The sequence below is a fragment of the Pandoraea sp. ISTKB genome, assembly GCF_001721285.1.
GTDB classification, from domain to species: Bacteria; Pseudomonadota; Gammaproteobacteria; order Burkholderiales; family Burkholderiaceae; genus Pandoraea; species Pandoraea capi.
Genome location: NZ_MAOS01000050.1, coordinates 176514 through 190110, shown reverse-complemented (window position 1 = coordinate 190110; position 13597 = coordinate 176514). Strand labels below are relative to the sequence as shown.

Below are 13597 nucleotides of genomic sequence, written 5' to 3'. Positions count from 1 at the left end.
GGCTCCTATTTCGAGAGCGTCTGGCAAAAGTGCTGGATGGCGTTGCAGGCGCGGCCCAGCGAGGCGTCGTCCAGTGCGTAGGCGATGCGCAGGTAAGGCCCCAGCCCGAAGGCGCTGCCGTGCACCGTGGCGACACCGGCTTCGTCGAGCAGCGCACCCACGACGTCTTCGTCCGTGGCAAGCTCGGTGCCCGTCGGCGTGACGCAGCCGATCAGCGCTTCGCACGACGCGAACACATAGAACGCCCCTTGCGGTACTTCACAGTGCAGACCCCACGCGTTGTTGATTTCGCGTACGACATCGTCGCGTCGCCGCTGGAACACGCGACGTGACTGGCCGATGAAGTCCTGCGGTCCAGTGAGCGCGGCCAGCGCCGCGTATTGCGAAATCGTACTCGCGCCTGACGTCTGTTGCCCCTGAAGCTTCTCCATCGCCTCGATCAGCCAGTCGGGCCCCGCACCGAAACCGATGCGCCACCCCGTCATCGCGTACGCCTTGGACACGCCGTTCATCGTCAGGGTGCGATCGCGCAGGCGCGGTTCGACCTGCGCCATCGTGCTGAACGCGATGCCGTCGAAGATCAGGTGTTCGTAGATATCGTCCGAGAGGATGAGGACCTGCGGATGCGCGAGCAACACCTCGGCGAGCGCCTGCAATTCGGCACGGCTGTACACCGCACCGGTCGGGTTCGACGGCGAATTCAGGATCAGCCAGCGGGTCCGGGGCGTGATGGCGGCTTGCAGGGCATCCGGCGTCAGCTTGAAGCCTTTGTCCGCGCCACAGGCCACGGTGACGGCCGTCGCACCGCACAGTTGCACGATCTCCGGGTAGCTGACCCAATAGGGCGCCGGCACGATGACCTCGTCGCCCTCGTTGAGCGTGGCTGCGAGCGCGTTGAAGATCACCTGCTTGCCGCCTGTGCCGACGATGGTGTGGCGCCAGTCGACATCCAGCCCGTTCTCGCGCTGGAACTTGGCCGCGATGGCCTCGCGCAACGCCCGCAGGCCAATGACCTGCGAATAGCGCGTCTGGCCGCCACGGATCGCGGCAATACCCGCCTCACGAACGTGCTCAGGGGTGTCGAAGTCCGGCTCCCCGGCGCTGAGCGAGATGATGCTGGCGCCCGCCGCCCGGGCGGCGGCGACGCGGTCCATGACCTTGTACGTCGCCGAAGGACGGGCGGCGGCCAGATGGCGATTGAGCGTGTGCGGTTGCTGGCTCACCCGGCAGTCCTCCATTGCGCCAGACCGAGCAGATCGACGGTCGTCTCGCCCTCACGCAGGCGGTCCATGACGCGCGCCTCCTTGTCGAAGCGGGCTTGCCCGCGTGCGAGCGTGTCATTCACTTGCGATGCGGGGATGATCAGCACGCCGTCGTCGTCGGCCACGACGAGATCGCCGCTCGCCACCGGTGCGCCGGCAAACTGAATCGGCGCCCCGATGGACGGCACGCTCGCCTTGATCGTGCCGCGCATGGAAATGCCGCGCGTGAAGACGGGAAAGCGATGCGCGGTGAGTGCCGCGATATCGCGCACGCCGCCGTCGATCACCAGACCGGCCACGCCGGCGGCAATGGCCGCCACCGTCAGCACTTCGCCCCAGTAGCCGGCCACGAAGCCGCCGGTCGATACCACGAGCACACTGCCGCGCGGCACCTTCTCCATGGCAAGGTGGATGGCGAGGTTGTCGCCGGGCGAGCATTCCAGCGGGAAGGCCGGGCCCGCCACCGACGCACCGGGCCAGACGGTGCGGATCTGCACATCAACGGCGCTCGTCGACAGCCCTGAGGCTTCGAACAGGGTCGACGTGCCGAGCTTGCGGGCCTGTTCGAGTTGCGAGGCGTCGTAAGTCGTGGTGCTCATCATGCTTTCCTTTGCAGCGTGTGATAGCTAAACGCGGTGCGGGCTTCGCCCAGCGTTGCGCCGCCGGCAATGCGTTCGCGAATGGCGCCTTCGATGACTTCGATGTCGTGCGCGATCTTCGCCACTTCGCGGGCGCGGGCACGCGGCACGATGACGACGCCGTTGGCATCGGCGATCACGATGTCGCGCGACGCGACACGCACCGTGCCGACGGACACCGTCGAGTTGACGGACTCGACTTGCACGCGATCCTTGCCGGTGCGCATGAAGCGTCCGGCCGTGAACATCGGGTAGTTGTCGCCGAGCGCCTTGCTGACGTCGCGGCAAACGCCGTCGATGACCGTGGCGGCGATGCCGCGCAGGCCGGCGTACTGGGTCATGATGTCGCCCCAGACGGTGCAATCGGTGCGCCCGTCGTTATCGAGCACGATGACGTCGCCCTCGGCCACGTCGTCCATGAAGTCGCCCACGGTGCCGGCGGGAACCGTTGCCGGCACGTACTTCACCGTGAATGCCGGGCCGACGACAGGCTTCGAATAGTTCGCGAGCGGCGAGATGCCGAGCGCCTGGCCGTGCAGTCCGAGCCTGTCGAGGGCATCGGAAACGCCCGGGGTATCGAGGCCTTCGAAGAAGGCAACCAGTTCGCGGTCTTCCGTGCTGGCCTGGCGAGCTTGCGTCATAGGGGAATCTCCTTGGCGTGTTGAGCGTGCTGAACGAGGTGAAGGGTTAATGCGCTTGCGATGCGTGAATGGCGTCGAATTCCTTGTCGTGCATGACGTCGGCGACCGGACGGCCAGCGCGTACGGCGGCCACCATGCCGTCCTGGCGGTGGGCGATGCGCTCGCCGAGATCGAGCACTTCGCCGATGCGCGCGGCGGGCACGAATACCGTGCCGCAGCGATCGGCGATCACGTAGTCGTCTTCGTGCACCGTCACGCCGGCCATCGTCACGGGCGAGCCCGAGTCGACCTGAACGACGCGATTGCGTGCGCTGATCATCGTGATGCCGCGTCCGAAGACCGGATAGCCGACCGATTCGCTGCCTTCGATATCGCGGCTCAGGCCGTCGATGATCGAACCGCGCACGCCACGCGCCGTGGCGGCGTTGGCGAGGATGTCGCCCCAGCAGGACACGCCGTCCTTGCCCCCGGCGATGACCAGCACGCGGTCGTCGGTGGTCACGGCGTCGATCACCGGCGAGATCAGATGGACGGTCGGCTTGGCTTCGGTCTTCGGGCCGAGCTGAATGGTGCTGGCGCGGCCGACGATCTTGGGGCATTCCCAGAGCGGGCGCAGGCCGTAGGTCGCGCCGGGCAGGCCGAGGAAGTCGAGGGCGTCGGAGACGGTGTTGGTGTCGAGCGCGGCAAGGCGATCGAGGATCGAAGGCTGGGACATCGCGATGAGGACTCCTGTGAACGTGCAGCCATCGTCACGCGTCGTTGCTGATATGTAAATTTTGATCTGAGTATCTTAGTGATACGATTTTCGGAATACTGAATCCGCGCGCGCTGCGCCAATATCCCCATGAGCACCATCGACTTTCGCCTGATCCGGCAGCTCTGGATGTTCCTCGCGGTCGCCGAGGAACAGCATTTCGGGCGTGCTGCCGCCCGGCTGGGCATGTCGCAGCCGCCGCTCACCGAGCAGATCAAGGTGCTCGAACACTCGCTGAAGCTGCAACTGTTCGAGCGCTCGCGTCAGGGCACCCATCTGAGCCCGGCGGGCGCGGCGATCCTGCCGGCGGTGCGGCAGTTCGCCAGTCAGGTCGAGCAACTGGAGCGCATCGTCAGGGAGGTCGCCGCCGGCCAGTCAGGCGTGCTGCACGTGGGGGCGATCACCTCTGCGATGCTCGAAACGGTGCCGCCCATCATCGATCGTCTCAAGGCGACTCATCCGCATCTCACCGTGTTCGTGCGGGAGATCGACAGCGTCGAAGCCGTGCCGGGGCTGGAGGCGGGCGAGCTGGATCTGGCGTTCGTGCGGCTCGATGGCGACATCGGCAGCGGGATCGCGACGCTGCCGCTGTCGGAGGATCGGCTGGCGGTCGCGCTGCCGATGGGCCATCCGCTGGCGGCGCTGCCGCGCGTGCGTCTGCAATCGCTGGCGGCCGAGCATCTGGTGATGTCGTCGCGGCAGGTCAGTCCGGTGTATTTCGACATGCTCACGGCGGTGTGTCGCGCACACGGCTTCGCGCCGCGCGTGCTGCACGAGGTGCGCTCCGTGACGTCGCAGATCGCCTATGTGAGCTGCGGGCAGGGCGTGGCGCTGGTGCCGGCGTCGATGCGCAAGCTCGCCCCGGCCAATGTGGTGATTCGTCCGCTCAAGGAGAAGGTGACGGTGGTGACGGCAGCGCTGGCGTGGAACGCCAACCGGCATCACCCGATGGTCGATGCCGTGGTGTCGTGGCTCAGGCAGCGGCCGGCCCGCTCAGGCCGCTCATCAAGCTCGGCGAGTTCAGCGACTTCATATAGTGATCCGCCTCCTGACACGCCAGCTCCGCCACGAAGCGGATCGCGTCGGACGCGCGATTCTCAACATAGCTGACGACCAGCCCCTGCAAGGGCAGCGGGTGCTCGCTCGCAATGACGCGAAGCTCTCCGGCTTCGATCTCGCGCGCCACGGGCGGCAGCGGAATCATCGCATTGCCGAAGCCCGAGCGGACCAGTTGGATGATGGCGGCGATCGAACTCACGCAATGCACTTTCCCCAGCGGCATGCCCGCGCGCCGGTACAGATCCTTGAGCACCAGATAAGGCTGTGAACCCTTGCTCAGCGTGATCGTGGGCTGACTCAGAATGAGCGGGAGGTTGCCGTCCAGCGCGCGTGACGACTGCGCGGCCCCGACCCATCCCATCGGCATCGGCAGGCAGGCCTTGCTGACGATGCCCTCGCCGATCATCTGGTCGGTCTGAAGCGCGATATCGACGTCGCCGTCGCGCAGGCTGCGATGCAGCCGGCTGGTCGATTCCGAGCTGAACTGCAATTCGATGCCGGGATAGGTGGCGTGCAGATGCTGCATGAAGCCGACAAGCCAGGTGTGGACCACGCTTTCGATGGCGCCGATCCGCACGCTGCCGAGCAAATGCCGATCCGTGCGGCCGAGCTGCATCATCTCGCGTTGCAGTTCCAGCATGCGCTCGCCGTAGCTGATCAGGCGCAGCCCGACCGGCGTCAGGCGGATCTCGCCCGGTCCCCGGTCGAATACCCGCGCGCCCAATTCCTCTTCGAGCGACGCAATACGGTTCGAAATCGCCGCCTGCGTGACATGCAGGCGTTCCGCAGCCGCGCGGAAACTCCCCAGCTCCACGGCCAGCAGGAAACTCTCGAGGAAGCGGGTGTTCATGGCGGTCTCCGTATTCGATGTGTTCTACGGGCACTCTCGATCGCCGAAATTTACCCGTCAATTCCGAAGTCCGTAACGGCCTGATATGCCGGGGCTATCAGCCGGGCGTTTTCCGAAGACGCTGACTCACAAGAAAAATCTATCGGGCCACCGCAGAAAAACCCGTTTGCGACCGGTTTATTGGCTACTGACGATAGCGTCACCCTAGCGAAACGACAGAGGCGCATATGAACCCGGTAACACAGCAAGGCATGTTGTTCGTGGCTTCGGACATTCTCGAAGCCGATGAAGCGGATTTCAACGCGTGGTACGACCGTGAGCATGTCGAGGAGCGCGTGCGCATGCGCGGCGTGATCTCGGCGGCGCGATATGTCGCGTTGCAGGGACGTCCCAAGTATCTGAGCCTGTACTGGGCCGAGTCGATTGCGGTGTTCGCCTCGCCGGCGTATGCGCATGCCTTCCAGCATCAGACAGCGTGGTCGCAGCGCACGTTGCCGAAGATGGTGGCGCCCACGCGTCGCATCGGCGACGTCAGTGCGAGCGTGGGGTTGGGCAGCGGCGCCTACGTCGCGACCCTGTCGCTGAACCTGCCGGACGATCCGCAGGCACTCGCCGAGCGCTGTGCCGAAGTCGGCGCGCGCCTGTCGGAGGACCCCGGCTTCGTGCGTGCTTACCTGCTCAGCCCGAACGACGAACTGAGCCGCCCGCTGCCGCAGGAGGACCTTGCCACGCGCCGCATGTACCCGATCTTCATCGTGGAGAGCAGCAGTGAAGTGTCCAACACCCGCGCGGCCGACTTCGCCGCACAGGCGCTCGACAGCCGCCCCGGCGAAGTCGCGCGTTACTGCCTGACGTGGAAACTCTCGGCAACGGAGCTGACGTGATGGAAAACACTGGAACGATCATTCAATCCGCGCCGGAAGTGCAGACGTCCGGCGGCCATCGTCCCCGCATGGGACGTCTCGCTGCCGCGAGTTCCATCGGCACGACGCTGGAGTGGTACGACTTTACCGTCTACAACCTGATGGCGGCGCTGGTCTTCAACGCTGTCTTCTTCCCCTCATTCGACCCGCTCTCGGGCACGATCCTCGCGTTTTCGACGTACGCGGTGGGGTACCTGTCGCGTCCGTTCGGCGGCTTCCTCTTCGGGCATCTCGGCGACAAGCTCGGTCGCCGCTTCGTGCTGGTCGCCACCCTCGTGTTGATGGGAGCAGCCACGGGGCTCATGGGGCTGCTGCCCGGTTACAACACATGGGGCGTGTGGAGCCCGGTCCTGCTGGTGCTGCTGCGCTTCTTCCAGGGCGCGGCCATCGGCGGCGAATGGGCCGGGGCCGTGTTGTTGTCGATGGAGCATGGCAAACCGGATCAGCGCGGCAGAAACGCGTCGTTTGCGCAGATGGGCCCGGCGTGCGGCACGTTGCTCGGTGCGGGTTTCATTGCCGTGGCGACCATCAGCATGTCTGCCGAGGCTTTCCAGAGCTGGGGCTGGCGTATTCCGCTGCTGTCCAGCGCGGTGCTGGTGGCCTTCGGTCTGTGGCTGCGTCGCGGTGTGGACGAGACGCCCATGTTCAAGGCGCTGGAGCGCAGCAATCACAAGTCGGACATGCCGATCAAGGAAGTCTTCTCCGGCTATTGGCGGCGTCTGCTCATCGCGGGCGGCGTGCGCATCGGGTCCGACATCGTCTACGGCCTGCTCGTGGTGTTCACGTTGACGTACGTGACGGAAGTACTGCATCTGCCGCGCTCGCTCGCGCTGCTCGCCACTATGTCGGGTGCTGCCATCCATGCCGTGTGCGTGCCGCTGTTCGGCGCGTTGTGCGACAAGCTCGGGCGACGTGTCGTGTACGGCGCGGGCACGCTCGGCTCCATCGTGTGGGCATTCGCGTACTTCGCGCTGATGGACACCCGTGAAGCGGTATGGATCGTGCTGGCGGTCGTCGTCGGTATGTTCTTCCAGGCCATGATGTACGGCCCGCAGGCATCGTTCGTCACGGAGCAGTTCCCGACGCGCGTGCGCTATGCCGGGGCGTCGCTGGCGGCCACGCTGGGCGGCATTCTTGGCGGCAGCTTTGCGCCGCTCATCTTCACCTCGCTTTACAAAGCCTTCCACGACTGGACGTACATCGCGCTTTACATCACGGCAGGGCTCGTCGTCACGCTCGTCGCGTTGATGGCGGCACGCGAAACGGCTGGCAAACCGTTGGAAGAGTGAGTCATGAGCGTACTGACGGTTGAACGCACGGCGCCGCAGACGGCGGCGCCGCAAGCCAGACAGCGTGACGATGCGACGCGCTCGGTTCCTGCCATCGACGCGGCCGGTGAGGGGGCATTGCTTTTCAATCCGGCCGGCGGCGAATTCGACGCCGTGATGCAGCGCCGTCTTCAGGCGCTCGCCAGGCGCATCGTCGCGCAATGCGAGGGCGATGCTACGGCGGAAGTCGTGCTCGGTGTGAACAACGTGATGTTTTTGTTCGATCCGTTGCGTCTGCATCCGGACGCGGCAATGGCCGCATTGCTGCGCCTGTGGGAGACGACCGAGCCGGAGCCGTTGTCGGACCGCCTCATCGAGATTCCCGTCGTCTATGGCGGCGAAGCGGGGGAGGACCTGATCACGCTCGCCTCGGCGCTGGGGCTGGAGGTGCGCGAGTACGTGCGTCGCCACAGTGAAGCGTCGTACGAGGTGGCATGCATCGGGTCGATGCCGGGCTTCGCTTACATGACCGGCCTGCCTGCGGAGATGGCGGTGCCGCGCCGCAGCGTGCCGCGCATGAAGACGGCGGCGGGCACGGTCATCATCGGCGGCGCACAGGCGGGTGTCATGCCGTGTACCGCGCCGTCCGGCTGGCATCTGCTCGGGCGTACCGACGCACAACTCTTCGATCCCGTGCGCTCGCCGCCGTGCCTCATGGCGCCCGGCGACCGGGTTCGATTTACGGTAGCGGGGATTGCATCGTGATCGAGATTCTTTCCAACGGCGCGCCCAACCTCGTTCAGGACGCGGGACGCCAAGGGCATCTGGGTTTCGGCGTGAGCCGTTCGGGCGCGATGGATGCGCTCGCCCTCGCGCTCGGCAACGCGCTGACCGGCAACGATGCGAACGACGCGGCCGTCGAAATCAGCCTGTTTCCGTTTCGCGTCAGGTTCCAGCGCGACATGTCGTTTGCCGTGACGGGTGCCGATTGCGTCGTGCGACTGGACGACGTGGCGCTGCCGCCGTGGTGGAGCCGCACCGCGCGCGCCGGACAGACGCTGGTGATCGAGCGTCCGAAGCGTGGTGGCCGGGCGTATCTGAGTCTGGCCGGGGGCATCGACGTCGAACCGGTGATGGGGTCGAGATCGACAGACCTCAAGGGGGCGTTCGGCGGTTTCGAGGGACGTGGCTTGCGACGTGGCGACGTACTCGCCGTGCGCGAGACCGCCGAGCGTCCCCTGCATGCGACGGGGCTGGGCGTGGTACCGGCTGAATTGCCTGCCTTCTGGCAGGCACTCGGCGAAGGGCTGGTGACGGTGCATGCGGTCGCGGCGGCCGAATACCGGCACTTCACCGAAGCGGCACGACAGGCGTTCACCGGCGAGGCGTACGAGATCACACCGGAGGCGAACCGTGTGGGTTACCGCCTGCGGGGTCCCGAGCTGACGCTCGCTGCACCGCTCGAACTGCTCTCGCACGGCATCGTGCCGGGCACCGTGCAGGTGCCGCCGTCCGGTCAACCGATCGTGCAGCTCGCGGAAGCCAACACCTGCGGCGGCTACCCGAAGATCGCGACCGTCATCGAGACGGACCTGTGGAAGCTCGCGCAGGCCCCCGTGGGATGCCGGATTCGCTTTGCGCTGGTCGACCTCGACGAGGCGCTCGAACGGCGTCGGGCACGCGCCCGTGAAATCGAAAAATTCCAACAGACACTCGCGCTCATGTCCTCGCGCGGCTGAGCCGACGTGTGTGCACGAGCGAGATATCCCTACCAAAGGACACCGAAAATGAACACCCAACACCAAGCGTCGCAAGCGCAGCCGTCGTTGCAGATCGATCTGAACTCCGACATGGGCGAGGGCTACGGCGCTTATCGCATGGGCGACGACGAAGCCATTCTGGACATCGTGTCGTCCGCCAACGTGGCGTGCGGCATGCACGCGGGTGACCCCGAGATCATGGCCCGGACGTTCGGCATGGCCAAGGCGCGCGGCGTAGCCGTCGGCGCACATCCGGGCTTCCCCGACCTGTGGGGCTTCGGCCGACGCATCATCCCGTTCACGCCGGGCGAAATCGAGCGTCTCGTCGCCTATCAGATCGGCGCGGCACAGGCGCTCTCGGCCTATGCCGGTCATCCGATCACGTACGTGAAGGCGCACGGCGCGATGGGCAATCTGACGCAGACCGAGCACGACATCGCCACCGCGATTGCACGGGCGATCAAGGCTGTCGATCCTGAACTCGTCTGCGTGACGTTCGCCGGGGCGCTGATGCAGACGGTGGCGAGCGAGATGGGTCTGCGCGTCAAGTGCGAGGTGTTTGCGGACCGCGCTTACGACGAAGCCGGGCATCTGGTGCACCGGAAACTGCCGGGGGCCGTGCTGCACGACACCACGTTTGCTGCCGAGCGCATGTTGCGCATGGTCAAGGCCGGCGCCATCGAAACCGTCTCCGGCAATCTGCTGCCGGTGCAGATCGACACGATCTGCGTGCACAGCGATACCCCCGGGGCGATCGAGATGGCTGCGAAGGTGCGTCAGGTCCTGGAAAGCAACGGCGTGGCGATCCGGTCGTTCGCTTGATACAGCAGCCACAGAGGCGACACAGAGGTGAAGCACCCATGAATCACGAAGCACTGGCGCCGTTGCTGCGGCTGCTCGAAGGCACGTCCGTCAGCGAGATCGAGCATGACGACGGGCGCACACGCATCCGGCTGACGCGACAGGTGAGCGGGGGTATCGGGGCGCGTGCGCCTGCCGCTGCCGCCCCCATCGAATCCGTCGCCCCTGAGTGTGTTCCGGCCCGGCCAACGACGCTGCCACAGGTGGTTGCCACGACCCGACACACCGTTACGGCGGGCCTTGTCGGCACGTTCTATCGCGCCTCTGCGCCAGATCAGCCGCCGTTCGTATCGGTCGGCGATGTCGTGCAGGAAGGGCAGACGCTCGCTATCGTCGAAGCAATGAAGTTGCTCAACAGCATCGATGCGGATCGCGCGGGTCGTCTGGTGGAGATCGCCACAGACGATGGGACCGCCGTGACACCCGACACGGTGTTGTTTGTCATCGAACCGCTGGAGACCGAGCATGTTTGATACGGTACTGATCGCGAATCGCGGAGAGATCGCGTTGCGCGTGCTTCGCGCCTGCAAGACGCTGGGCCTGAAGACCGTTGCCGTGTATTCGGAGGCGGACGCATCGCTGCGGCACGTGCAACTGGCCGACCGCGCCATCTGCATCGGCCCCGCACCGTCGCCGAAAAGCTATCTCGCGAAAAGCGAAATCATTCTTGCGGCGAAGCTCGCAGGCGCAGGGGCGATCCACCCGGGCTACGGGTTCTTGTCGGAGAACGCCGATTTTGCCGCGATGGTCGAGCGCGCCGGACTGACCTTCGTCGGCCCGAGTTCGTCGGCCATTCGCATGATGGGCGACAAGGTCAGCGCCAAGCAGGCGATGACGCGCTCGGGCGTGCCGTGCGTGCCCGGCTCCGAGGGCGCGCTGCCGGACGGCAAGGACGCCGGCGCGGCCATCACGGCAATGGGCGCGCAGGTCGGCTACCCGTTGATCGTGAAGGCGGCCGGTGGGGGCGGCGGGCGCGGCATGCGCATCGTGCGCGCACCGGAAGACCTGCTGAATGCAGTGGCGATGACGCGTGAAGAAGCCGGACGCGCCTTCGGCAATCCCGAGGTCTATCTCGAACGCTTCCTCGAAGGCCCGCGTCACATCGAGATTCAGGTGCTGGCGGACCGTCACGGCAACGCTGTGTGGCTGGGTGAGCGCGACTGCTCGATGCAGCGACGCAACCAGAAGATCATCGAGGAGTCCCCGGCTCCCGGCATCGACCGGGCCGAGATCGCGCGTATCGGCGCGCTGTGCGCCAAGGCCTGTCTCGACGTGGGCTACACCGGCGCCGGCACTTTCGAGTTCCTGTACGAAGACGGTGCGTTCTACTTCATCGAGATGAACACGCGCGTGCAGGTCGAGCATCCCGTGACGGAACTGGTGACGGGCATCGACATCGTGGCGGAGCAACTGCGCGTGGCGGCGGGTGAGCCGTTGTCCGTGCGGCAGGATGACATCCGATTGACGGGGCACGCCATCGAGTGCCGGTTGAACGCCGAGCATCCGTGGACGTTCCTGCCGTCGCCGGGCACCGTGACGCAGTGGCTTGCCCCGGGAGGGCCGGGAGTGCGCGTGGAATCGCATCTCTACCCGGGCTACACGATTCCGCCGAACTACGATTCGCTCATCGGCAAGCTGCTCACGCATGGCGCCACGCGCGAGCAGGCCATCGCGCGCATGAAGGTCGCGCTCGGCGAGATCGGCATCGGCGGTGTCGAGACCACCGTGCCACTGCACCGCGTGCTGATGGACGAGCCGGGCTTTCGTCAGGGCGGTTTCGACATCCATCACCTTGAGCGCCTGATCGAGAGCGGCGCGCTCGCACCGGAGCGACAAGCATGACACTGGACGACATCGGGCAGATCCTCGCCACGCTCGAAGCGAGCGACGTCACCGAATGCGAAATGACGAGCGGCGCGCATAGCCTGCGGGTTCGCTTCGACCGGGCCCTGCCGACGGTGGTGGCGGATGACGGCAGCATGGGCATTGCGACGTCTGCGAATGTCGTTGCCGAAGCTGTGCACGCGTCAGGGTCGCCAACGACACCTATCAAGGCGACAGCGACCGGCGTGCTGCGTCTGACGCATCCGCTCGCAGACACGCCGCTGGCGACGGGCGCGAACGTCAACGCCGGGCAGAGCGTGGCCTATCTCGAAGTCGATGGCGTGCTCAGCCCGGTCGTGTCTCCGGTCGACGGGGTGATCTTGTCGGTACCGGCGGCGGACGGCGATTGGGTGGCGTACGGCACACCGATCGCCGACGTGCATCCGTGAGCCACCCACCTGCGCCGTGCGCTTGAACTCAGATGTGACGCAGACGCCGGGAGTACGACAGCCCGTATGACGGCGAGCGGAACAACAGGATCGGATCGTCGCTCGGTTCGATGCCGTCGGCCATCACCAGCGGATCGAAGTTGATGCCGTAGCTCGGGGCATGTTCCTGCGGCTGGGCGGCGTTCAGCGTCAGCGTGCCGGCGACGAACTCCTGACGCTCCTTCGGCCAGAGCACGGTCGGGTCGATGACGGGATCGCCCGGCTCGCCGATCGCCACTCGCATGTCCCACTTCGCCGGCCCCTTGTGCAGGCGCTCCATGAGCCGTGCGTGCAGGAAGTCGCGGGGTGCGTTGGCGAGTTCGTCGTCGCTCAGCGAGCGTTCACCGTCACGCGGCACGAAGCGCCACCGGACCATCGTCACCTTGCCCTTGGCATTGACGAACTTGAACGTGTGAATGCCGTAGTAAGCCGCGCTCGCATAGCTCCACGGCGGGTTCACCGTGCCGAGGAAGTGGGCCTGCGACGCGTGGTCCGGATGCGTGGCGAGGAACTGCTTGAAGACTTCCGGATTCGGCTTGCCGGTGGCGGCATCGGGCGTCAGCGCAAAGAACTTGTCGATGAAGGTCTTCGGCATCGTGGCGAAGAACATCGGTGTGTGCAGCATCGTGATGTGATGCAGGCTGCCGTTCGGCAAGCGGAACTGAAGTCCGAGACCGCGCGTGCTGCGCTCGGCGTCTTCGGCTTCCGGATTGCCGCCGGCGATGGAGAAGCGTCCGACCACATCGATGGCCTTTCCGGAGAACAGGAGCGAGCGCGAGTAGGGCGATGCGGCTGCCGGGTTGCCCACGAACGTGCCCGTCACGCCGATGCCCTTGGTGTGATTGCGTCGTTCGCCGGGGTGCACGCCGAACGCACTCTCGAGCGCGTCGAGCGCGTGCTGCGAGGTTGCTTCGTTGTACTCGTTGCCCATGCCTTCGCTGGCGGGCGCCGGCGTGTCGGCGTTCGCCGTACCGGGCACCGCAGCGGGCAGGCCGACGACGGCGCCGGCCATCGTCAGACGGGTCGCCGTGGAAAGGAAGGAACGGCGGCTGTTGTTGGCTTCGTTGCTGCTCATCTTGTGTGACTCCATTGAGGGGGTTCAGTGGAGCAAACACGTCCGTTGTCGGCTTAATCCCGGTTTTTGCCGCGTATTCCGGGAGAATTTTGTAATGGTTTATGTTGGAATGTGTTGCCGCGGAACTTCGCTGCGCACGCGCGAATGGCATGGCGGGACGGAAGGTTCTGCTAGCCAGCATTGCATTCCCGATG

The 13597-nt window shown here is 65.8% G+C and carries 14 protein-coding genes and 1 pseudogene; 9 read left to right on the top strand and 6 right to left on the bottom strand.

Annotated features, from left to right (window positions below):
• Positions 1 to 5: 5 nt before the first annotated feature.
• The 4 genes from A9762_RS19630 to A9762_RS19615 all read right to left on the bottom strand — a co-directional run bounded on the left by A9762_RS19630 (position 6) and on the right by A9762_RS19615 (position 3256).
• Entirely contained in the window at positions 6 to 1154 is a 1149-nt protein-coding gene (locus A9762_RS19630; protein WP_240493644.1) for a pyridoxal phosphate-dependent aminotransferase, read from the bottom strand.
• 65 nt (positions 1155 to 1219) lie between these two features.
• Complete coding sequence (locus A9762_RS19625) at positions 1220 to 1861, bottom strand: RraA family protein (RefSeq protein WP_069343681.1); 642 nt, start codon at positions 1859 to 1861, stop codon at positions 1220 to 1222.
• The gene (locus A9762_RS19620; RefSeq protein WP_069343680.1) at positions 1861 to 2541 is read right to left on the bottom strand and encodes an RraA family protein; all 681 of its coding nucleotides are present in this window, start codon (positions 2539 to 2541) and stop codon (positions 1861 to 1863) included. Before A9762_RS19620 ends, A9762_RS19625 begins: the two co-directional genes overlap by 1 nt.
• Before the next feature lie 46 nt (positions 2542 to 2587).
• On the bottom strand, positions 2588 to 3256 hold the full coding sequence (locus A9762_RS19615) for an RraA family protein (protein ID WP_069343679.1): 669 nt from the start codon (positions 3254 to 3256) through the stop codon (positions 2588 to 2590).
• 129 nt (positions 3257 to 3385) lie between these two features.
• Between A9762_RS19615 and A9762_RS19610 the strand changes: the two genes are divergently transcribed.
• Positions 3386 to 4405 carry a LysR family transcriptional regulator gene (locus A9762_RS19610; protein WP_083254113.1) on the top strand — a complete coding sequence of 340 codons (1020 nt, stop codon included), beginning with the start codon at positions 3386 to 3388 and terminating at the stop codon, positions 4403 to 4405.
• 10 nt (positions 4406 to 4415) lie between these two features.
• On the opposite strand, the pseudogene A9762_RS19605 reads toward A9762_RS19610, so the two are convergent.
• Positions 4416 to 5204, bottom strand: a pseudogene (locus A9762_RS19605) (LysR family transcriptional regulator); the annotation flags it as partial.
• 227 nt (positions 5205 to 5431) lie between these two features.
• On the opposite strand from A9762_RS19605, the gene A9762_RS19600 reads away from it, so the two are divergent.
• From A9762_RS19600 to A9762_RS19565, 8 genes are all read left to right on the top strand, one after another.
• Positions 5432 to 6088, top strand: a complete 657-nt coding sequence (locus tag A9762_RS19600; protein WP_069343677.1) for a DUF4286 family protein — start codon at positions 5432 to 5434, stop codon at positions 6086 to 6088.
• A 68-nt stretch (positions 6089 to 6156) separates the two neighbouring features.
• Entirely contained in the window at positions 6157 to 7416 is a 1260-nt protein-coding gene (locus A9762_RS19595) for an MFS transporter (protein ID WP_240493643.1), read from the top strand.
• 3 nt (positions 7417 to 7419) lie between these two features.
• The gene (gene pxpB, locus A9762_RS19590) at positions 7420 to 8160 is read left to right on the top strand and encodes a 5-oxoprolinase subunit PxpB (protein ID WP_083254112.1); all 741 of its coding nucleotides are present in this window, start codon (positions 7420 to 7422) and stop codon (positions 8158 to 8160) included.
• Positions 8157 to 9134: a biotin-dependent carboxyltransferase family protein gene (locus tag A9762_RS19585; protein ID WP_069343675.1), complete on the top strand. Its 978-nt coding sequence runs from the start codon at positions 8157 to 8159 to the stop codon at positions 9132 to 9134. Before pxpB ends, A9762_RS19585 begins: the two co-directional genes overlap by 4 nt.
• A gap of 48 nt (positions 9135 to 9182) precedes the next feature.
• On the top strand, positions 9183 to 9977 hold the full coding sequence (locus A9762_RS19580) for a LamB/YcsF family protein (RefSeq protein ID WP_069343674.1): 795 nt from the start codon (positions 9183 to 9185) through the stop codon (positions 9975 to 9977).
• Between the two features lie 38 nt (positions 9978 to 10015).
• Positions 10016 to 10489 carry a biotin/lipoyl-containing protein gene (locus tag A9762_RS19575; protein ID WP_069343673.1) on the top strand — a complete coding sequence of 158 codons (474 nt, stop codon included), beginning with the start codon at positions 10016 to 10018 and terminating at the stop codon, positions 10487 to 10489.
• Complete coding sequence (accC, locus tag A9762_RS19570; RefSeq protein ID WP_069343672.1) at positions 10482 to 11858, top strand: acetyl-CoA carboxylase biotin carboxylase subunit; 1377 nt, start codon at positions 10482 to 10484, stop codon at positions 11856 to 11858. Before A9762_RS19575 ends, accC begins: the two co-directional genes overlap by 8 nt.
• Positions 11855 to 12289, top strand: a complete 435-nt coding sequence (locus A9762_RS19565; protein ID WP_069343671.1) for a biotin/lipoyl-containing protein — start codon at positions 11855 to 11857, stop codon at positions 12287 to 12289. The genes accC and A9762_RS19565 overlap by 4 nt, the downstream gene beginning before the upstream one ends.
• Before the next feature lie 28 nt (positions 12290 to 12317).
• Here A9762_RS19565 and A9762_RS19560 read toward each other — a convergent pair whose 3' ends face one another.
• Complete coding sequence (locus A9762_RS19560) at positions 12318 to 13403, bottom strand: catalase family peroxidase (RefSeq protein WP_069343670.1); 1086 nt, start codon at positions 13401 to 13403, stop codon at positions 12318 to 12320.
• Positions 13404 to 13597: the final 194 nt, after the last annotated feature.